The following is a 20,019-nucleotide window of genomic DNA, read 5'->3' as shown; positions in this document are numbered from 1 at the left end:
GGGCGACATCGGACGCGGTTCCTGCAGCGGCCGGCATCGGGCGACACTGCCCCGGTGCGGCCGGAATCACCGTTCCAGTCTATGAGCCCGACGCGTTCCCGGCCACTCCCGGGCCCCGGGGCCTCAGGATGCGAGCCCCGGGCCCGGTGTGACGGCAGGCATAGCGGGGTCCCGTAGACTGCGGGGGTGCGATTCCTGAACCAGCCCACCTCCGATCTGACCTACAACGACGTCTTCCTGGTGCCCTCCCGCTCGGAGGTGCCCTCCCGCTTCGCCGTGGACCTGCGACCGGATGATGCCGTGGGCACCACGGTGCCGGTCATCGCGGCGAACATGACCGCCGTGACCGGCCGGCGGATGCTGGAGACCCTGGCCCGACGCGGTGCGATCGGCATCCTGCCCCAAGACGTCCCCGCCGACGTCGCCGCGGACGTGCTGCGCTGGGTCAAGGGGCGGGACCCCTTCGTGGAGTCGGCCGTGACCCTGAGCCCCGAGACGACCATCAACGAGGCCCAGCACCTGTTCGGCAAGCGCAACCAGGCCGCCGCCGTCGTGCTGGATGCCCAGCGGCGCCCGATGGGGCTGCTGGCGCCCGCGGACTGCCGCGCCCAGGACCGGTTCGGCTACGTCCAGACCGTGATGCGCCCGGTCGCCCACACGATCGAGCACCGCGAGCTGGACGCGCTGCGCGAACAGGATCCGGCCCGACGCACCGGGCTGCTGCAGCGCCTGCACGCGCTGAGCCAGGAGACCGGGGACCAGCCGCTGGTCGTGGTCGCCGACGGCGTCTACCGGGGCGTGCTCTCCGGGGCCGGGGCAGTGCGCGCGAGCATCTACGAACCCGCCCTGGATGCCCGCGGCCGACTGCTGGTCGGGGCCGCGGTGGGCATCAACGGCGACGTCGCCGAGCGGGCGCAGGGGCTGCTGGCGGCCGGGGCCGACGTGCTCGTCGTGGACACCGCCCACGGGCACCAGGAGAAGATGTTGCGTGCCCTGCGCGCCGTGCGGGCCCTGGATCCGCAGGTGCCGATCGCCGCCGGGAACGTGGTCTCCGCGGCCGGCACCCGCGACCTCGTGGAGGCCGGGGCGGACATCGTCAAGGTCGGGGTGGGCCCCGGGGCGATGTGCACGACCCGCATGATGACCGGCGTGGGCCGCCCGCAGCTGTCGGCCGTGCTGGAATGCGCCGCCGAGGCCCGGCGGCTGGGGGCCCGCGTGTGGGCCGACGGCGGGATCAAGCACCCGCGCGATGCGGCCCTGGCCCTGGCCGCCGGGGCCAGCCAGGTCATGGTCGGATCGTGGCTGGCCGGGACCTACGAGTCCCCCGGGGACCTGCTCACGGATGAGCAAGGACGTCGGTACAAGGAGAGCTTCGGGATGGCCTCGACCCGCGCCGTCTCCCACCGCACCCGCGCGGAGGAGGCCTTCCAGCGGGCGCGCAAGGCGATGTTCGAGGAGGGCATCTCCTCCTCCGTGATGTACCTGGACCCCGAGCGGCCCGGCGCGGAGGACGTGCTGGATGCGATCACCGCCGGGGTGCGCTCGTCGATGACCTACGCCGGGGCCGCGGACCTCGCGCAGTTCCGGGAGCGGGCCGTGTTCGGCATCCAGTCCGCCGCCGGCTACGACGAGGGTCGGCCCCGGGAGCGCTCCTGGACGGTCTGAGCGCCCGAGACCGAGCCCGAAGCCGGCCGCGTGCGGTTAGACTGGGCGCACTATGGATGACCCGCTGAGTCCCGTCTCCCACCCGCCTGCGCCCCTCCTGCACCCGAGTCCCTCGGGACGGGGCCCCGCCGAGGGAGGACGCTGAGCCCGTGGAATGGCTGCTCGTCCTCGCCGGACTGATCCTCATCCTCGGCAACGGCTTCTTCGTCTGCGTCGAGTTCTCCCTGGTGGCCCTGGACCAGTCCACGGTGGTCCGGAAGATCGAGGAGGGGGACGCCAAGGCGGAGCCGCTGCTGCGGTGCCTGAAGTCCCTGTCCACCCAGCTGTCCAGCTGCCAGCTGGGCATCACCATCACGACCCTGCTCACCGGCTACACCCTCGACGCCGGCATCCAGGGGCTGCTGGCCGAGCCGATCGCGGCGCTCGGCCTGGAGCCCTCCCTGACCCGCCCGCTGACCTTCGTGCTGTCCATGACCGTGGCGACCATGCTCTCCATGGCCATGGGCGAGCTGATCCCCAAGAACCTCGCGATCTCCGTGGGCTACCCCGTCGGCCGGGCCATCGCCCGCCCCCAGCTGATGTTCACCGCCGTGATGAAGCCGCTGGTGGTGCTGATGAACGGCACCGCCAACGCGGTGCTGCACGGGCTGGGCATCGAGCCGAAGGAGGAGCTGTCCGGGGCCCGCTCGCCGGAGGAGCTGTCCTCGATGGTCCGCCGCTCCGCGGACCTCGGGACCCTGGACGCCGGGACCGCCAACTTCGTGGCCCGCACCCTGCTGTTCTCCGAGCGCACGGCCTCGGACGTGATGACCGCCCGGCGCCAGGTGGACATGCTGCCCACCACCGCCAGCGTGCAGGAGATCATCGACGAGGCCCGCGCCACCGGGCACTCCCGCTTTCCCCTGTTCGAGGAGAACCAGGACGACGTGCGCGGGGTCGTGCACATCAAGCGCGCCGTCGGCGTGCCCCCGGCCAAGCGCGAGGAGGTCGAGGCCGGGGCCCTGATGGACGAGGTGCTGCGGGTTCCCGAGACCATGCACCTGGACGCCCTGCTGCGCGAGCTGCGCGCCGGGAACCTGCAGGTCGCCGTCGTGCTGGACGAGTACGGCGGCACCGCGGGCATCGCGACCCTGGAGGACCTCGTGGAGGAGATCGTCGGGGAGGTCGCCGACGAGCACGACCGCGTCGTGCCCGGGGTGCTGGAGACCGCCGACGGGCGCTGGCACTTCCCGGGCCTGCTGCGCCCGGACGAGGTGACCGAGCGGGTCACCCCGCTGGACATCGACGAGGACCCCGCTTACGAGACGATGGGCGGGTTCATGATGGACCGGCTGGGCCGGATCCCGCAGGTCGGGGACCAAGTCGCCATCGACACCGGGATCCTGGAGGTCGAGCGGATGGACCACCGCCGGGTGGACCGCATCCTGTTCACCCCGGCCCGGCAGGAGCCGGAGGAGACCGTGGGCGATGACCTCGGGCCCGAGCGGGCCATCACGACCCCCGGGGGCCTGCCGGCCGCCCCCGAGCCCCGACGCGAAGGAGGTGCGGCATGAGCGAGTGGACCGCCCTGATCTGGTTCGTGGTGCTGCTGATCGGCAACGCCTTCTTCGTGGCCAGCGAGTTCGCGATCATGTCCGCCCGGCGCTCGCAGATCGAGCCCCTGGCCGAAGCCGGGAACAAGCGCGCCCAGACCGCGCTGCGCGCCATGGAGCACGTCTCCCTCATGCTCGCCTGCTCCCAGCTGGGCATCACCGTGTGCTCGCTGGTGATCCTCAACGTCGCCGAACCCGCCGTGCACCACCTCGTGGCCGAGCCGCTGATGCACCTCGGGCTGGCCGAATCCGCCGCGGACCTCACGGGCTTCCTCATCGCGCTGCTGGTGGTCACCTTCGCCCACGTGATCTTCGGGGAGATGGTGCCCAAGAACATCTCCGTGTCCACCGCGGACCGCGCCGCCCTGTGGCTGGCCCCGGTGCTGGTGGTCATCTCCCGGCTGGTGCGCCCGATCATCTGGTTCATGAACTGGATCGCGAACGCGGCGCTGCGCCTGATGCGCATCGAGCCGAAGGACGAGGTCTCCTCGACCTTCACCGCCGACGAGCTGCAGACGATCCTCGAGGAGTCCACCGCGGAGGGCCTGGTCACGGACGCGGACGGGATGCTCTCGGGCGCCCTGGAGTTCTCCGAGAAGACCGTCAGCGACGTCATGGTTCCGGTGGACCAGGTGCTGTGCCTGCCCTCGGACAGCTCCCCGCACGATCTGGAGCGGGCCGTGGGCCGCACCGGCTTCTCCCGCTTCGTGCTGGAATCCGAGGACGGAACCTATCTGGGCTACCTGCACGTCAAGGACGTGCTGCCCATCCCGGATGAGCGCTACCGTGACCCCACCCCGCTGACCCGGGTGCGCTCGCTGATCAACCTGCGCCCGGAGACCACCGTGGAGGACGCCCTGGCCACGATGCAGCGCACGCACGGGCACGTGGCGCGCGTGGTGGCCCGGGGCGGGGAGACCATCGGGGTGCTGTTCCTGGAGGACGTCCTGGAGGAGCTGATCGGAGAGGTGCGGGACTCGACGCAGACGATGGGCCGCCGCCGCAGCGTGCGGGCCCCCGAGGGCTCGTGAGCCCCTCCTGATTTGCGAACGGTTCGCAGCAAGTGCGATGCTTGCTGCGAATCGTTCACAACAAAGCCGGGCGCCGACCGTCCGGTCCGTCGTCGAGGGGGAGGCCATGAGGAAGATCGCCGCGGGGATCGTCGCGGGGCTGGGCTGCGCGGTGCTCGCGCTGTCCGGCTGCTCGTCGCAGCAGGAGGACGCGGGGCAGGACACGGGCAAGCCCACCATCGTGGCCACCACCTCCGTCTACGCCGACATCGCCCGCCAGGTGGCCGGCGACGACGCGCAGGTCACCGCGATCGTGGACTCCACCAGCCAGGACCCCCACTCCTATGAGGCCACCGCCCAGGACAAGCTGAAGATCAGCCGGGCGGACCTCGTGGTGCTCAACGGCGGCGGCTACGACCCCTTCATGTCCGAGGCCGCCGAGGGCGCCGACGGTAAGGTCATCGACGCCGTGGCCGTCTCCGGGCTGCCCGGGGCCGAGGAGGCCGCCGAGACCCAGGAGCACGATCACGACCACGAGCACGACGACCACGATCACGGGGACTTCAACGAGCACGTCTGGTACGACGTCTCCGCGATGAAGAACCTCACCCACGCCATCTCCGAGGACCTCGGGAGCATCGACGAGCAGCACCGGCAGGACTACCACGACCGCGCCCAGGCCTACGAGCAGAAGCTCGATGAGCTGAGCTCCGACCTCAAGGGCATCGGCGCCTCCGGACGCACCTACCTGGCCACCGAACCCGTCCCGGACCGGCTGCTGGATGCCGCGGGGATGAAGAACGAGACCCCGGAGGCCTTCTCCTCGGCGGTCGAGGCCGAGTCGGATGTGCCGGCGGCGACGCTGAACGAGGTCCACCGGATCATCGACGGCGGATCGCTGGACCTGCTGGCCTTCAACCCGCAGACCGAGACGGCCCAGACCCGGCAGCTGCGCTCCGCCGCCGAGTCCGCGCGCGTGCCGGTCGTAGACTTCACGGAGACCCTTCCCGAGGGCAGGGACTACCTGAGCTGGATGCGCGGCAACATCGAGAACCTGCGCAAGGCCCTCGCCTGAGCGGAGCGCGCCCCGCAGTCCAGGCGTCCATCCCTGCCCGACACCCCAGCCCCGACCCCCGTGAGGAGCACCGACCCCCGTCGTGAACGCCGTCGCCCGTCCCGCCCCAGCCCCCGGAACCCAGCCGGCCGCCGTCTCCTTCCGGGACGCCCGGCTCTCCTTCGGCCAGCGCACCCTGTGGAGCGGCCTGAACCTGGAGATCGCGCCGGGGGAGTACTTCGCAGTGCTCGGGCCCAACGGCTCCGGCAAGTCCACCCTGCTGCAGACCATCCTGGGCCTGCTGCGCCTGTCCGAGGGGCGGGTCCGGGTCCTCGGGCACGCCCCGCACCGCGGGGATCCCGGCATCGGCTACATCCCGCAGCAGCGGATCCTGCCGCAGGACACCCCGCTGCGCGCCCGGGACATGGTCCGCCTCGGCCTGGACGGGCACCGCTGGGGCACCGGGTGGCCCTCGCGGGCCCGCCGCGCCCGGGTGCAGGAGCTGCTGGAGCAGGTGGGGGCCGCCGACTACGCGGACGTGCCCGTGGGGCTGCTCTCCGGCGGGGAGCAGCAGCGGCTGCGCGTCGCCCAGGCGCTGGCCGCCCGGCCGCGGCTGCTGCTGTGCGATGAGGCCCTGCTCTCCCTGGACCTGCGCCACCAGGAGGCCGTCAGCGGACTGATCGAGGACTACCGCAGGAGCGAGGGTGCCACCGTGGTCTTCGTGACGCACGAGATCAACCCGATCATCGACGACGTCGACCGGGTGCTGTACCTGGCCAACGGCCGGTTCACCGTGGGGACCGTGCCGGAGGTGATGCGCGGGCAGGTGCTCTCCGCCCTGTACGACACGCCCGTGCAGGTGCTGCGCTCCGGCGGGCGCTACATCGTGGTCGGCGGGCCCGAGCACGACGCCGCCACCCCGCACTGCGCAGGCTCAGCACCCCGGGAGCTCGATGCGGAGGGGATGCGCTGATGTCACCGGCCATCCTCGCCGCGCTGGCGCACCCGGGGTCCGTCCTGCTGGGCCAGGAGACCGGCTTCTGGCAGCGGGTCTTCGTCTTCGAGGACTACGGCGAGCTGCTGCAGCTGCTGTACCCCTCGATCATCGCCGGGGCCATCCTCGCGGTGATCGGCGGGGTCACCGGGGTGTTCGTGACCCTGCGGGACTCCGCCTTCGCGGTGCACGGGATCGCCGAGCTCTCCTTCGCCGGGGCGGCCCTGGCCCTGCTGATCGGCGCGGATGTGGTCACCGGATCCCTGGTCGGCTCGGTGGCCGCGGCCCTGCTGATCGGGCTGCTGGGCTCGCGCACCAGCCGCCAGCAGTCGGTGATCGGCACGCTGATGCCCTTCGGGCTGGGCCTGGGCATCCTGTTCCTGTCCCTGTACCAGGGGCGCTCGGCCAACCGCTTCTCGCTGCTGACCGGCCAGATCGTCTCCGTGGACGCCGCCCAGATCGGGGAGATGGCTCTGGGCGCCGTCGTCGTGGTGGGGGGACTGCTGCTGCTGTGGCGGCCGCTGACCTTCGCCAGCGTGGACCCGCAGGTGGCCGCGGCCAAGGGCGTGCCGCTGCGGGCGCTGTCCCTGGTGTACATGCTGCTGCTGGGGGTCGCGGTGGCACTGTCCGTGCAGGTGGTGGGGGCGCTGCTGGTGCTGGCCCTGCTGATCACCCCGGCGGCGGCGGCCAACCGGCTCACGGCCTCCCCGGTGCGCTCGGTGCTGCTCTCGGTGCTGTTCGCTGAGGTGGCCATGGTGGGCGGGATCCTGCTGGCCCTGGCAGGCTCCCTGCCGATCAGCCCCTACGTCACGACGATCTCCTTCGCGATCTTCCTGGTCTGCACGGGGATCCAGGCGATCCGGCGTCGGCACAGCGCCTCGGGACGCCGCACCCCGGCGGAGGAGACGACCGCGGAGAAGGCGGTGGCCGACCGCGGGCACCGGGCCTCCTGAGCCCCACCGGCCTCGCTCGGATCGGGTTCGTCTCAGTGCCGCTGGGCGGCGGCGCACTGGGCGCAGATCCCGGAGACCTCCACGACGTGGCGGATGTCGGTGTAGCCGTAGCGCCCGGCGATCTGCTCGGCCCAGGCCTCCACGACGTCGGCGCCGATGTCCTCGGCCCGGCCGCAGGAGCGGCAGCGCAGGTGGTGGTGGTGCTCCTCGGCCGCGCACTGGCGGTACAGGGCCTGCCCACCCTCCCCGGGCAGCACGTCCACCTCGCCGGCCTCCTCGAGGGACTGCAGGATCCGGTAGACCGTGGCCAGGGAGACCTTCTTCCCGGATTCGGTGATCAGCCGGTGCAGGTCCTGGGCGGAGTGGAAGCCGTCCAGCTCGGCGAGACTGCTCGTGACGGCCCGGCGCTGGGGTGTGGCCCGCACCGGCTGCCCCTGGCCCCGGTGCTCCCGGTCCGTCGCCGTCCCGCCTCGCTGCGCCGTGCTCACGTGCTCCCCCTGTACCTTCGTGCCTTGAGCTGCGCGTCCGTCGGCCCGACCGCTCTCGGCCGGTTCCGGGCGCTTCCCGCCATTGTGCCGCGTGAGAGCACCGCGACGCCATCGGCGTTCGTCCTCGGCGTGCCCGCGGTCCCGGATCCGCGAGCAGCCTGGGCGGGGATCGGCGTCGGGGTCGGTTCGGTCGGTGCTGAGCTGTTCGGGGCTGTGCTGATCGGGGCTAGGGTGGGAGGCATGAAGCTGACCAAGTACTCCCACGCGTGCATCCGGCTGGAGAAGGACGGGACCGTGCTCGTGCTGGATCCCGGCACCTTCTCCGAGCTGCCCGAGGCCCTGAACGGCGCCTCGTTCCTGCTGATCACCCACGAGCACCCGGATCACTACGACCGCGAGCCCGTGCACGCCTTCCTGGCCGAGCACCCCGAGGTGCAGGTCTGGGCCCCGGGCGCCGTGGTCGAGGAGCTGCGCGAGGCCGTGGCGGATCCGGCGCGCATCCATGAGGCCGTGGCGGGGGAGAGCTTCGAGGCCGGGCCCTTCCAGATCCGCGGGGTGGGCGGACAGCACGCGCTGATCCACCCGCTGGTCCCCGTGGTGGCCAACGTCGGCTACCTCATCGACGGGACCCTCTACCACCCCGGCGACAGCTTCGTGGTGCCCGACGACGCCGAGGTGCGCACCCTGCTGGTGCCGATCCACGCGCCCTGGAACAAGATCCAGGAGGTCATCGACTTCGTCATCGCCGTCGGCGCCGAGCACGCCTACCCGATCCACGACGCCCTGCTGGCCGAGAACGGCCGGAGCATGATCGAGGGGCACGTGCAGAACTTCGGCGGCCGCTACGGCACCGCCTACCGGCACCTGGACCCGCGCGAAAGCGTCGAGGCCTGACCCCCACCCGCTGTTCCGACCCCTTCGAGGAGCCGTCCATGAGCACCGTGTTCACCAAGATCATCCAGGGCGAGCTGCCCGGGCGCTTCGTCTACGAGGACGAGCGCTGCGTGGCCTTCCTGTCCATCCAGCCCCTGTCCGAGGGGCACGTGCTGGTGGTCCCGCGCGAGGAGGTGGACCACTGGATCGACCTGCCCGAGGAGCTGGCCGAGCACCTGATGGACGTGGCCCGGCGCATCGGCCGGGCGATCCGCACCGCGTACTCCCCGCGCCGGGTGGGCCTGATGATCCAGGGCTTCGAGGTCCCGCACACCCACCTGCACGTGTGGCCCACGGACTCCATCGAGGAGTTCGACTTCGCCAACGTGGACCAGGACCCCGCCGAGGAGTCCATGGACCGCGCCCAGGTCCGCATCCGCCGGGCGCTGGCCGAGCAGGACTGAGCGCCCCGGGCTCGACCCACCCCCTCTGACGATGCCCGCCCCGCCGCACGGTCGGGCGGGCATCGGCCTGAGGAGCGCTCACCGCCGGGCCGCTGCCGGGCCCGAAGGCGCTCACAGCCCGGCCAGGGCCGCCTTCTGCGCCTTCTGGATCCGCTGGACCGAGACGGGCCGTGCCGTGCCCAGCTCCTGGGCGAAGAAGCTGACCCGCAGCTCCTCCAGCATCCAGCCCACCTCCGCCAGCTCCGGGGGCACCGCGCCGTCGACGGCGTGCCGCTGGGCCGCGGCGTCGTAGGCGTCCTCCAGCTCCTGCACCTGCAGCATCAGCTGGTTGTCGCGGTTCACCCGCTCGCCGATCTTCTCCAGGCGCACCCGCATGGCCCGCAGATACCGCGGCAGGTGCACCAGGTGCGCATACCCGGTGGCCGCCACGAACCCGGGGTAGATCAGGTGCTCCAGCTGCGCCTTGACGTCGTTGTACGCGGTCACCACCGCCAGCGAGGCCCCGGACTTGAGCATTCGGCGCACCGCGGTGGCCTCCTTCAGGATCGAGGCCACCAGGGAGGTCAGCTCGAAGACCGTGTCGATCAGCTCCGCCCGGACGTGCTCGAACAGCCGCTGGAACTGCTCGCGGCGCACCGGCGCTGGATCCGGGGTCAGCTTGTCCAGGGCCGCGACCGTGCAGTCCGCGATCAGCGCCTCCACCGAGCCGTGCGGATTCTGGGTGAACACGATCTTCTCGTCGTTGCGCAGATGATCCGAGACGTACTTCTGCGGGCTCGGCACCTTCAGGGCCAGCAGCCGGATCACCCCGGCCCGCTGGGCCCGGGCCCGCTGAGCCTCGGTGGCCAGCACGCGCACGGCCACCGTCTGCCCCTCATCCACCAGGGCGGGGAAGCCCTCGATGACCTGGCCGGCCACCTCCCGGGTGATGCGGGTGGGCACCTCCTGCTCGGGCCAGTCGCGCAGACCGCCGACCTCCCGCACCGCAGGCCCCCCGGCCGACGACGCCCGGTCCGCCCCCGAACCCGGCTGCGGCCTCCGGTCAGCGCGCGTGCCGGGCGCGCCGTCGTGACCGGCGCCCGCGGACCGACCCGCGCCTTTCTGCCCGGCACCGTTTCGACCACCGGGGCCCGACGCGGCGGCGATGCGCTGCAGCGCGTCCGCCGAGGCGCCCAGCGAGGCCGCCAGGGCCTCGCGCACCTGCGGGGCCAGCCGCTCCTGCAGGGCCTCCAGGTCCCGGCCCTCGCCGAGCACCCGGTTGCGCGGATCCCGGACCTGGAAGGTGACTCGCAGGTGCTCGGGGACCTTGGACCAGTCCCAGGACCCCGGCGGGATCACCACGCCCCGGATCCGGCGCAGGGCCAGCTCCAGGGAGCTCAGCAGATCATCGGTCTGGGGGTCGAACTCCTCCGTCAGGCGCTGCACGGCGGCGGCCGCGACGTCCGGGGCGGGCACGAAGGACTTGCGCACGGCCTTGGGCAGGGAGCGGATCAGGGCCGTGACCAGCTCGGTGCGCAGCCCCGGGATCATCCACTCGAAGGGCCGCTGGCGCAGCTGGTTCAGGAACACCACGGGCACCTGCACGAACACCCCGTCCGCGCTGGTCTGCGCCGAGCCGGGGGCGGAGGGGGCGAACTCGTAGCGCAGGTCCAGGCGCAGCGTGGAGTCTTCCGTGTCCACCTCCCACACCCGGGGGAAGGCGGACTCGTCGTACTCGGCGGCCTCGGCGTCCACCAGCCGCTCCGGATCCAGATCCAGCAGGTGCTCATCCTCCTGCCGGGCCCGCTTCCACCAGCGGTCGAAGTGCCGCTCGGAGACCACCTCGGCCGGGATCCGGGCGTCGTAGAACGCGTACAGGGCGTCGTCGTCGACCCGCAGGTCCCGACGCCGCAGCCGGGCCTCCAGCGCCTCGACCTCGGCCAGGCGCTGCTGGTTGCGCCGGAAGAAGCGGTGCCGGGTGCGCCAATCGCCCTCCACCAGGGCCTTGCGGATGAACAGCTCCCGGGACAGCTCCGGGTCGATCCGCCAGTAGTCCACGGGACGTTCGGCGTAGACCGGCACGCCGTACAGGGTCGCCTTCTCGTAGGCCATGACCGAGCCGCGCTGGGCGGACCAGTGCGGCTCCGAGTGGGTGCGCTTGAGCAGGTTCCCGGCCGCCTGCTCGATCCACTCCGGGCGCACGGCCGCGACCGTGCGGGCCCACAGCCGGGAGGTCTCCACCAGCTCCGCGGCCACCACCCAGTCCGGGTTCCTCTTGAACAGACCCGAGCCGGGGAAGATCGCGAAGCGGGTGCCGCGGGCCCCCTGGTAGTCGCGCTTGCGCTCATCGCGCAGCCCGACGTGGCTGAGCAGCCCGGTCAGCAGGGCCCGGTGCACGGCCTCCTCGTTGACGCCGGGGTCGATGTCCCGGCCCTTCCCGACGCGCACCTCGGCCTGCTGGCCCAGCTGGCGCAGCTGCTCATAGAGGTCCTGCCACTCTCGGACCCGCACGTAGTTGATGAACTCGCGGCGGCACAGCTTCCGGAATTGGCTGGAGGACAGCTCCCGCTGCTTCTCCTGCAGGTGCTGCCACAGCAGCAGGAAGCTGGAGAAGTCCGAGCGGTCATCCCGGAACCGGGCATGCAGCTCATCGGCCTGCTGGCGCTTGTCCGCGGGGCGCTCGCGGGGATCCTGGATGGTGAGGGCCGCGGCCAGCACCATGACCTCCTTGGCCACGCCCAGCTCCTGGGCGGCCACGATCATCCGGCCCAGGCGCGGGTCCACGGGGAAGGCCGCCAGGCGCCGGCCGATCGCGGTCAGGGGCGAGGCCCCCGCGCCGCGCCCGCCGCGGGTCCGGCCCCGGCCGCCTCGCCTGCCCTTCCCGGCGCCGCGCCGGGGGGCCTGGGCGGCGTCGTCCCCGGGGGTGTCCTCGATCCTCTCCTTCAGCGCCCCGAGCTCGCGCAGCACCGCGACGCCGTCGCCGATGGCCCGGCGGGCCGGGGGCTGGACGAAGGGGAAGCGCTCCATATCCCGCGGGGAGCGCACCACCCCGATGCTCATGGTGTGCAGGATCACCGCGGCCAGGTTGGTGCGCAGGATCTCCGGGTCCGTGAAGGCCGGCCGGGAGTCGAAGTCCTCCTGCGAGTACAGCCGGATCGCGATGCCGTCCGAGACGCGCCCGCAGCGCCCGGAGCGCTGGGCCGCGCTGGCCTGGGAGATCCGCTCGATGGGCAGGCGCTGGACCTTGGTGCGCGTGGAGTACCGGGAGATCCGGGCGGTCCCCGGGTCGATCACGTACTTGATCCCGGGAACGGTCAGCGAGGTCTCGGCGACGTTGGTGGCCAGCACGATCCGCCGCCGAGCCCCGGTGGGGCGGAAGACCCGGTGCTGCTCGGCCATGGACAGCCGGGCGAACAGCGGCAGGATCTCCGTGCCGGTGAGCCTGCGGTCCTTGGCTACCAGATCCGTCAGGGCGTCCTCGGCGTCGCGGATCTCCCGCTCCCCGGCGAAGAAGATCAGGAGGTCCCCGGGGGCCTCGTCGGCCAGCTCCAGCACGGCGTCGCACACCGCCTCCAGCGGGTCTCGGTCCTCCCCGGCGACGTCGTCCTCCTCATCCGGCAGCGCGGGGTCCTCGGTCAGCGGACGGTACCGGATCTCCACGGGGTAGGTGCGCCCGGAGACCTCGATGATCGGGGCGGCGTCGGCCGGCATCGGCTCGTCCTCGGGGTGCTCGGCCACCGGGTCGAAGCTGGGCGCGAAGTGCCGGGCGAAGCGCTGCGGGTCGATGGTCGCCGAGGTGATGACGACCTTCAGATCCGGGCGCTGAGGGAGGATGCGCTTGAGGTAGCCCAGGATGAAGTCGATGTTCAGGGAGCGCTCGTGCGCCTCGTCGATGATGATCGCCGAGTAGCGCTTGAGCAGCGGATCGTGCGGGATCTCCGCGAGCAGGATGCCGTCGGTCATCAGCTTGATCCGGGTGGCCTGGGAGGTCTGCGCGGTGAAGCGCACCTGGTAGCCCACGGTCTGCCCGATCGGCTCGCCCAGCTCCTCGGCGATCCGCTCGGCCACGGAGCGGGCGGCCAGGCGCCGCGGCTGGGTGTGCCCGATGCTCCCGCGTTCGCCCAGGCCCAGCTCCAGCAGCATCTTGGGGATCTGGGTGGTCTTCCCGGAGCCGGTCTCCCCGGCGATGATCACGACCTGGTGCTCCCGGACCGCGTTCATGATCTCCTCGCGGCGCGCGGAGACCGGCAGGGCCTCCGGATAGGCGATCTCGGGGCGGGAGGGCGCGGAATCGGAGGGCGCGGGCGCGCCCGCGGCGGGGGAGGGGGAGCTGTTCGACATACTTCCTGCCATCCTACTGATCCCGCCCGCGGGGCGGCCTCCTCCCGGAGGCGGAGGGAGAGTTCATCCCTCGGGCGGATGTGGGCGGCGCGGGGTTCTTCCTAGCCTCGAGACCATGATCGAGAACCTCCAGCACGTCGTCGAGACCATCCCTGCGATCCTCAGGATCCTCGCGCTCGCGGGCCTCGGGGCCATCCCCTTCGTGGAGTCCTATTTCGGCTCCGCGGTCGGTGTGCTCGCCGGGGTCAACCCGGTGCTGGCGGTCGCCGCGGCCTCGCTGGGCAACATGATCTGCATGATCGTGCTGGTGCTGGGCGCCGGGCGGGTGCGCGGCGCGGTGACCGCCCGGCGCGAGCCTCGCACGCCGAGCCGACGGCGGCAGCGCTTCGACCGGCTCTTCGACAAGTACGGCGTGGCCGGGGTGTCCCTGCTGGGGCAGACGGTGCTGCCCAGCCAGATCACCTCCGCGATGATGGCCGGCATGGGTGCGAACCGCACGAAGATCATCGCCTGGCAGTGCGTGTCCATCATCCTGTGGGGCACGCTGTTCGCGGTGCTGGCCAGCGTCGGCCTCTGGACGGTGGAGTGAGGCGCGGACGCCGATGCGGCATCGAGCGACTCGCGAGCCGGATCGTGCGACGTGGACCGGATGATCCGGCGCGCGAAGCACGATCCGGTCCGCGAGACGGCGTCGCCGCGGCCGCATCCGGGCATGGAAAGTGCCCTCGATAGGATTCGAACCTACGACTTCCTGCTCCGGAGGCAGGCGCTCTATCCACTGAGCTACGAGGGCAACGCAGAACAGCGTACCAGGAAAACCGGGCGCCGCGCACCACGGGGCGGGCGCGGCCTTCGGTAGACTGGCACACCGTGACTCCCGAAGAACTGACCCGCGCCGTATCCGCCGCCCTCGACGAGGCCCTGCAGGCCCAGGAGCTGACGCTTTCCGAGGGCGCCGCCCGCCCCGAGGTGCGCATCGAGCGGCCCAAGAGCCGCGAGCACGGGGACTGGGCCACCAACATCGCCCTGCAGCTGGGCAAGCGGGTGGGCCGCAACCCCCGGGAGGTCGCCCAGATCCTCGCTACCCGCCTCGAGGCGATCGACGGCGTGGCCGCCGTGGACATCGCCGGTCCCGGCTTCCTCAACATCCGGCTCGACGCCGCCGCCGCCGGCGCGCTGGCCGCGACGATCCTCGAGCAGGGGGAGGCCTACGGGCGCAGCCGGGACCTGTCCGGCACCCACATCAACCTGGAGTTCGTCTCCGCCAACCCCACCGGACCCATCCACCTGGGCGGGACCCGCTGGGCCGCCGTCGGGGACTCCCTGGCCCGGATCCTCGAGGCCTCCGGGGCCACCGTGACCCGTGAGTACTACTTCAACGACCACGGCACCCAGATCGACCGCTTCGCCAAGTCCCTGCTGGCCGACGCCCGCGGGGAGGCCACCCCCGAGGACGGATACGGCGGGCAGTACATCCACGACATCGCCGCCGACGTGCTGCGCGAGGCCCCCGACGCCCTGGAGGCCGCCGACCCGCAGGAGGTCTTCCGCTCCCACGGCGTCGAGCTGATGTTCGCCCAGATCAAGGCCTCCCTGCACGAGTTCGGCGTGGACTTCGACGTCTTCTTCCACGAGAACTCCCTGTTCGACTCCGGGGCCGTGGAACGCACCCTGGAACAGCTGAAGACCAGCGACAAGCTCTACTTCGCCGACGGCGCCTGGTGGCTGCGCTCCACCGACTACGGCGACGACAAGGACCGGGTGGTCATCAAGTCCGACGGCAACGCCGCCTACATCGCCGGGGACATCGCCTACATCGCGGATAAGCGCGCCCGCGGGGCGGACCTGGCCGTGTACATGCTCGGCGCGGATCACCACGGGTACATCGCCCGGCTGAAGGCCGCCGCCGCGGCCATCGGGGACGACCCGGACGCCGTGGAGGTCATGATCGGGCAGATGGTCAACCTCGTGAAGGATGGTCAGGCCGTGCGCATGTCCAAGCGGGCCGGGACCGTGGTGACCCTGGAGGACCTCGTGGAAGCCGTGGGGGTGGACGCCGCCCGCTACGAGCTGACCCGCTACTCCGTGGACTCCAACATCGACGTGGACCTGGACGTGCTGACCAAGCGCTCCAACGAGAACCCGGTCTTCTACGTCCAGTACGCCAACGCCCGCACCCGGGCCGTGGCCCGCAACGCCGCCGACGCCGGGGTGATGCGCGATGCCGGCACCTTCGACGCCGCCCTGCTCTCCGGTCCGGCGGACGAGGAGCTGCTGGCCGCCCTCGGGCAGTTCCCCGGCGCGGTGGCCGAGGCCCAGCACTTCCGCGAACCCCACCGGGTGGCCCGCTACCTGGAGGCCCTGGCCGGGGCCTACCACCGCTGGTACGACTCCTGCCGCGTCGTGCCCCAGGGCGATGACGAGGTCTCCGAGGTGCACCGCACCCGCCTGGCCCTGAACGACGCCACCGCCCAGGTCCTGGCCAACGGGCTGGGTCTGCTCGGCGTGTCCGCCCCGGAGCGCATGTGATGCCCGGGCAGCCCGACCCGAGCGTCCCCTCCGCGCCCGCCGCGCGGACGGACCCGCCGAGCCCGGATGCACTGACCCCGGATGCAGTGACCCCGGACCCGGCGGCCCTGGACCCCGTGATCTGGCCGGACTCCTTCCGGCGCGCCGCCGACGGTGAGCTGACTCTGGACGGGCACGGCGCCCGTGCGCTCGCCGAGCGCTTCGGCACCCCGCTGTACGTGGAGTCCGAGGAGGTCTTCCGCGCCCGCGCCGCGGCCTTCCGCACGGCCTTCGAGCGAGCCTTCGCCGAGCACGGGGCGCAGGTGAGCGTCTACTACGCCGGCAAGGCCTTCCTGTGCGCCGCCATCGTGCGCTGGGCCCGCGAGGAGGGGCTGAACCTGGACACCGCCTCCGGGGGCGAGCTGGCCCTGGGGCTGGCCGCCGGGATGGAGCCCGCCCGCATCGCCCTGCACGGGAACAACAAGTCCACCCGGGAGATCCGGCAGGCCCTGGAGGCCGGGGTGGGCCGCATCGTCGCCGACTCCGTGCCGGAGCTGCTGCTGATCGAGCGGATCGCCGGGCAGCTGGGAGTCACCGCGCCGGTGATGATCCGGGTGACTCCCGGGGTGCACGCCGAGACCCACGAGTTCATCGCCACCGCCCACGAGGACCAGAAGTTCGGCCTCTCCCTCGCCCCGGACACGGCCCGCCTGGCCTGGGCGCAGATCCCGGCCGCGGTGCGCGCCGAGGCCTGGCCGGGCCGGCAGGAGGCTCCCCAGGATTCCGTGGCCGAGCTGGCCGCGGAGCTGGCCGAGCACCTGCCGCACCTGGACCTGCGGGGGCTGCACTGCCACATCGGCTCCCAGGTCTTCGCCCCGGAGGGCTTCGATCTGGCCGCCCGCCGCGTGCTCGCGACGATGGCGCGGCTGCGGGATCGCTTGGGCCGGGTCCTGCCTGAAGCTGATCTGGGCGGGGGATACGGCATCGGCTACGTCGCCGGGGACTCCCCGAGGCCCATCGAGGACCTGGCTCGGGCCATCGCGACCTCGGTGGCCGAGGCCTGCGCGCGGCTGGAGCTGCCCCTGCCGCACCTGTCCTTCGAACCCGGCCGGGCGATCACCGGGCCCGCCGGGGTCACCCTCTACACCGTGGGCACGATCAAGGACGTCGCTCTGGAGGCCGCGGCCGACTCCGACGTCGCCGCCGACGCCGGTCAGCCGGCGGTGCGCCGCTACGTCGCGGTGGACGGCGGCATGTCGGACAACGCCCGCCCGATCCTCTACGGCTCCGAGTACACCGTGACCCGCGCGGATCGCTCCCCGGCGGGGGAGCAGGTGCTCTCCCGGGTGGTCGGCAAGCACTGCGAATCCGGGGACATCCTGGTGCGCGACTGCCTGCTCCCGGCGGACCTCGCCCCCGGGGACCTGCTGGCCGTGCCCGCCACCGGCGCCTACTGCTGGTCCCTGTCCTCCAACTACAACTTCCTGACTCGCCCCCCGGTGGTGGCCGTCGCTGCCGGGCGCGAACCCCGGGTCATCGTGCACGGACAGAGCATCCAGGACCTGCTGGACCGCGACGCCGAGCTGTAAGCCGCCCCGCCCGACGTCCCCAATCCCGACCGAGCCCCCGCCCCGCCCCCCTCCCGAGGAGAGCCCATGAACGACACGCCCCTGTCCGTCGCCCTGCTGGGATCCGGCACCGTCGGCTCCCAGGTCGCCCGGATCCTCCTGGAGGACGCCGAGGAGCTGACCCAGCGCGTCGGTGCGCCCCTGCGCCTGATCGGCATCGCGGTGCGGGATCCGCAGGCGCCCCGGGACTACGCCGCCCCGGCCGGGCTGTACACGACCGACGCGGACGCGCTGATCGACGCCGCGGACGTCGTCGTGGAGCTGACCGGCGGCATCGAACCGGCCCGCACCCGCATCCTGCGGGCCCTGCGCGCCGGCAAGCACGTGGTCTCCGGGAACAAGGCCCTGCTCGCCCGCGAGGGTGCCGCGCTGCAGCGCGCGGCGGACGCCTCCGGGGCGCAGCTGTCCTACGACGCCGCGGTGGCCGGGGCCATCCCGATCCTGCGGCCCCTGCGCGACTCCCTGGCCGGGGATCAGGTCGAGCGGGTGCTCGGGATCATGAACGGCACCACCAACTTCATCCTCGACGCGATGCACACCACCGGGGCGGACTTCGACGACGCCCTGGCCGAGGCCCAGCGCCTGGGCTACGCGGAGGCGGATCCGACCGCCGACGTCGAGGGTCACGACGCCGCCGCGAAGGCCGCGATCGTCGCCTCCCTGGCCTTCCACGCCGAGTTCACCCTCGAGGACGTGCACTGCGAGGGCATCACCGGGATCACCGCCGCCGACGTCGCCGCCGCGCAGGCCGAAGGCTGCGTGATCAAGCTGCTGGCGGTGTGCGAGCGGCTGGAGGAGGGCGTGAGCATCCGCGTGCACCCCACCCTGGTGCCGAACGAGCACCCCCTGGCCAGCGTGCGCGGGGCCTTCAACGCCGTGTTCGTCCACTCCCGCGACGCCGGCCAGCTGATGTTCTACGGGCCCGGCGCGGGCGGGGCACCCACGGCCTCGGCGGTCATGGGGGACCTGGTCTCCCTGGCCCGACGGGTGGTGCTGGGCGGCCCGGCCGTCCCGGATTTCTCCTACGCCCAGCTGCCGGCCGTCGGGCCGGAGGATGTGGTCTCCAGCTACACGATGGGGCTGCAGGTGAAGGACCGCCTCGGGGTGCTGGCCGGGATGGCCCAGGTCTTCGCCGAGGAGGGGGTCTCCATCCGGACCATGCATCAGACCAAGCACGGCCCCCACCGCGGGGCCGGGCAGCCGGAGACCACGATCCGGGTGGTCACCCACCGGGCCGCGGACCGGCGGGTGCGGGCCACCATCGAGAAGCTGCGCGGGCTGGACGCCGTGGATGCGATCACCTCGGTGATCCGGGTGGAGGACTGAGGCCGGCCATGCACCGCTCGGACCAGACCCCGTCTCCCTCTCCGGCTGCCTTCGCGGGCCGGCCCGTCACCGGGACCAGCCCCGGTGAGGCGGTGCCCGTCGGCGCGCGGGTCAGTCTCCGGGTCCCGGCCTCCTCGGCGAATCTGGGCCCCGGCTACGACACGATGGGCCTGGCCCTGGGCCTGTACGACGAGCTCACGGTGACCCGCACCGCCGAGGGCCTCGCCTTCGAGCTGGAGGGCGAGGGCGCTCAGACCGTGCCCCGCACCCCCGAGCACCTCATCGTGCGCGCGATCCGGGCCGCCTGGGCCGCGGCGGGGCTGACGGGTGAGCTGCCGGGGCTCGGCATCCGCGCTCGCGGGCGCATCCCGCACTCGCGGGGACTGGGCTCCTCCGCCTCCGCGATCGTCGCCGGGGTCGTGGCCGGCAGCGCCCTGCTGCCGGAGGATCTGCGGCTGAGCGAGCAGGCTCTGCTGCAGGTCTGCTCCGACCTGGAGGGCCACCCGGACAACGTGGCCCCGTCCCTGTTCGGGGGACTGGCGATCTCCTGGGGCGAGGAGCACCCCGAGGGGCCGCGCTGGCGCAGCGCCCGGGTGCCCGTGGATCCGCGCGTGCATCCCGTGGTCGCGGTGCCGGACTACGAGGTCTCCACCCGGCTGGCCCGGGAGCTGATCCCCGCGCAGGTGCCCCACGCGCTGGCCGCGGCCGACGCCGGCCGGGCCGCGCTGCTGGTGCGGGCCCTGAGCGGGGCCCCCGAGCTGCTGCCGGCCGCGACCCGGGACTACCTGCACCAGGAGCACCGCTGCGAGGCCATGGTCCCGACGGCGCGGATGGTTCGGGCCCTGCGCGATCGGGGCTTCGCGGCCGTGGTCTCCGGGGGCGGGCCGAGCGTGCTGGTGCTGGCCGAGTCCGCCGATCGGGCCGAGCAGGCCGCCCGCGAGATGCGGCACCTGGGTGCCGAGGCCGCCGGGCAGGACCCGGCCGCGCCGCACTGGCGGATCGAGGGGCTGGCCATCGACGCCTCCGGTGTTACACTGGTGGACGAGGAGCGCCCGATCCGGCGCCGGTAGAGGCCCGAGATCAGCCCCGCTCCTCGACGGCACGGCCCGGTCAGCCCCTGACCCCGTGGCCTGCCGAGGCTGGC

Annotated in this window: 15 protein-coding genes and 1 tRNA gene; 13 read left to right on the top strand and 3 right to left on the bottom strand. The window is 72.6% G+C overall.

What is annotated here, in order from left to right:
• Positions 1-186 precede the first annotated feature (186 nt).
• The 6 genes from KKR01S_RS00735 (at position 187) to KKR01S_RS00710 (ending at position 7,268) form a co-directional block, all read left to right on the top strand.
• Positions 187-1,665, top strand: coding sequence for a GuaB1 family IMP dehydrogenase-related protein (locus KKR01S_RS00735; protein WP_061225023.1), 1,479 nt, complete (start codon positions 187-189; stop codon positions 1,663-1,665).
• 149 nt (positions 1,666-1,814) lie between these two features.
• Positions 1,815-3,218: a hemolysin family protein gene (locus tag KKR01S_RS00730; RefSeq protein WP_064725206.1), complete on the top strand. Its 1,404-nt coding sequence runs from the start codon at positions 1,815-1,817 to the stop codon at positions 3,216-3,218.
• Complete coding sequence (locus KKR01S_RS00725) at positions 3,215-4,288, top strand: hemolysin family protein (RefSeq protein ID WP_061225022.1); 1,074 nt, start codon at positions 3,215-3,217, stop codon at positions 4,286-4,288. The genes KKR01S_RS00730 and KKR01S_RS00725 overlap by 4 nt, the downstream gene beginning before the upstream one ends.
• 106 nt (positions 4,289-4,394) lie before the next feature.
• On the top strand, positions 4,395-5,342 hold the full coding sequence (locus KKR01S_RS00720) for a metal ABC transporter solute-binding protein, Zn/Mn family (protein WP_061225021.1): 948 nt from the start codon (positions 4,395-4,397) through the stop codon (positions 5,340-5,342).
• Positions 5,343-5,424: 82 nt separating this feature from the next.
• Complete coding sequence (locus KKR01S_RS00715) at positions 5,425-6,294, top strand: metal ABC transporter ATP-binding protein (RefSeq protein WP_061225020.1); 870 nt, start codon at positions 5,425-5,427, stop codon at positions 6,292-6,294.
• Positions 6,294-7,268, top strand: a complete 975-nt coding sequence (locus tag KKR01S_RS00710; RefSeq protein WP_081046324.1) for a metal ABC transporter permease — start codon at positions 6,294-6,296, stop codon at positions 7,266-7,268. The genes KKR01S_RS00715 and KKR01S_RS00710 overlap by 1 nt, the downstream gene beginning before the upstream one ends.
• Positions 7,269-7,300: 32 nt before the next feature.
• Here KKR01S_RS00710 and KKR01S_RS00705 read toward each other — a convergent pair whose 3' ends face one another.
• Positions 7,301-7,756 carry a Fur family transcriptional regulator gene (locus KKR01S_RS00705; RefSeq protein WP_165590118.1) on the bottom strand — a complete coding sequence of 152 codons (456 nt, stop codon included), beginning with the start codon at positions 7,754-7,756 and terminating at the stop codon, positions 7,301-7,303.
• A 240-nt stretch (positions 7,757-7,996) separates the two neighbouring features.
• Here KKR01S_RS00705 and KKR01S_RS00700 point away from each other — a divergent pair, with 240 nt between their 5' ends.
• Both KKR01S_RS00700 and KKR01S_RS00695 read left to right on the top strand, forming a co-directional pair.
• A complete protein-coding gene (locus KKR01S_RS00700; protein ID WP_058731605.1) occupies positions 7,997-8,650 on the top strand; it encodes an MBL fold metallo-hydrolase in 654 nt (217 codons plus the stop codon).
• Between the two features lie 38 nt (positions 8,651-8,688).
• The gene (locus KKR01S_RS00695) at positions 8,689-9,093 is read left to right on the top strand and encodes an HIT family protein (protein ID WP_061225019.1); all 405 of its coding nucleotides are present in this window, start codon (positions 8,689-8,691) and stop codon (positions 9,091-9,093) included.
• Between the two features lie 111 nt (positions 9,094-9,204).
• Here KKR01S_RS00695 and KKR01S_RS00690 read toward each other — a convergent pair whose 3' ends face one another.
• Positions 9,205-13,413 carry a DUF3418 domain-containing protein gene (locus KKR01S_RS00690; RefSeq protein ID WP_375542922.1) on the bottom strand — a complete coding sequence of 1,403 codons (4,209 nt, stop codon included), beginning with the start codon at positions 13,411-13,413 and terminating at the stop codon, positions 9,205-9,207.
• Between the two features lie 115 nt (positions 13,414-13,528).
• On the opposite strand from KKR01S_RS00690, the gene KKR01S_RS00685 reads away from it, so the two are divergent.
• Positions 13,529-14,002 carry a hypothetical protein gene (locus KKR01S_RS00685; RefSeq protein WP_058730958.1) on the top strand — a complete coding sequence of 158 codons (474 nt, stop codon included), beginning with the start codon at positions 13,529-13,531 and terminating at the stop codon, positions 14,000-14,002.
• Between the two features lie 131 nt (positions 14,003-14,133).
• Here KKR01S_RS00685 and KKR01S_RS00680 read toward each other — a convergent pair.
• Positions 14,134-14,206 (bottom strand) — tRNA-Arg (locus tag KKR01S_RS00680).
• Positions 14,207-14,283: 77 nt separating this feature from the next.
• On the opposite strand from KKR01S_RS00680, the gene argS reads away from it, so the two are divergent.
• The 4 genes from argS to thrB all read left to right on the top strand — a co-directional run bounded on the left by argS (position 14,284) and on the right by thrB (position 19,945).
• Complete coding sequence (gene argS / locus KKR01S_RS00675; RefSeq protein ID WP_061225018.1) at positions 14,284-15,942, top strand: arginine--tRNA ligase; 1,659 nt, start codon at positions 14,284-14,286, stop codon at positions 15,940-15,942.
• Positions 15,942-17,510: a diaminopimelate decarboxylase family protein gene (locus tag KKR01S_RS00670; protein WP_081101428.1), complete on the top strand. Its 1,569-nt coding sequence runs from the start codon at positions 15,942-15,944 to the stop codon at positions 17,508-17,510. The genes argS and KKR01S_RS00670 overlap by 1 nt, the downstream gene beginning before the upstream one ends.
• Positions 17,511-17,576: 66 nt before the next feature.
• Positions 17,577-18,875 (top strand): homoserine dehydrogenase, encoded by a 1,299-nt coding sequence (locus tag KKR01S_RS00665; RefSeq protein WP_058748449.1) that lies wholly within the window; start codon positions 17,577-17,579, stop codon positions 18,873-18,875.
• A gap of 8 nt (positions 18,876-18,883) precedes the next feature.
• Positions 18,884-19,945, top strand: a complete 1,062-nt coding sequence (gene thrB / locus KKR01S_RS00660; RefSeq protein ID WP_081101427.1) for a homoserine kinase — start codon at positions 18,884-18,886, stop codon at positions 19,943-19,945.
• The last annotated feature ends 74 nt before the right edge of the window (positions 19,946-20,019 follow it).

Source organism: Rothia kristinae NBRC 15354 (assembly GCF_001570865.1).
GTDB classification, from domain to species: Bacteria; Actinomycetota; Actinomycetes; order Actinomycetales; family Micrococcaceae; genus Rothia; species Rothia kristinae.
This window is presented reverse-complemented; position numbering and strand designations above follow the sequence as displayed.

Bases quoted from the DNA above. Each gene is read 5' to 3' on its own strand.
- KKR01S_RS00725 (WP_061225022.1), top strand. From the start codon at position 3,215: ATGAGCGAGTGGACCGCCCTGATCTGGTTCGTGGTGCTGCTGATCGGC.
- KKR01S_RS00685 (WP_058730958.1), top strand. From the start codon at position 13,529: ATGATCGAGAACCTCCAGCACGTCGTCGAGACCATCCCTGCGATCCTC.
- KKR01S_RS00670 (WP_081101428.1), top strand. From the start codon at position 15,942: ATGCCCGGGCAGCCCGACCCGAGCGTCCCCTCCGCGCCCGCCGCGCGG.
- KKR01S_RS00710 (WP_081046324.1), top strand. From the start codon at position 6,294: ATGTCACCGGCCATCCTCGCCGCGCTGGCGCACCCGGGGTCCGTCCTG.
- KKR01S_RS00665 (WP_058748449.1), top strand. From the start codon at position 17,577: ATGAACGACACGCCCCTGTCCGTCGCCCTGCTGGGATCCGGCACCGTC.
- thrB (WP_081101427.1), top strand. From the start codon at position 18,884: ATGCACCGCTCGGACCAGACCCCGTCTCCCTCTCCGGCTGCCTTCGCG.
- KKR01S_RS00700 (WP_058731605.1), top strand. From the start codon at position 7,997: ATGAAGCTGACCAAGTACTCCCACGCGTGCATCCGGCTGGAGAAGGAC.
- KKR01S_RS00720 (WP_061225021.1), top strand. From the start codon at position 4,395: ATGAGGAAGATCGCCGCGGGGATCGTCGCGGGGCTGGGCTGCGCGGTG.
- KKR01S_RS00695 (WP_061225019.1), top strand. From the start codon at position 8,689: ATGAGCACCGTGTTCACCAAGATCATCCAGGGCGAGCTGCCCGGGCGC.
- KKR01S_RS00690 (WP_375542922.1), bottom strand. From the start codon at position 13,413: ATGTCGAACAGCTCCCCCTCCCCCGCCGCGGGCGCGCCCGCGCCCTCC.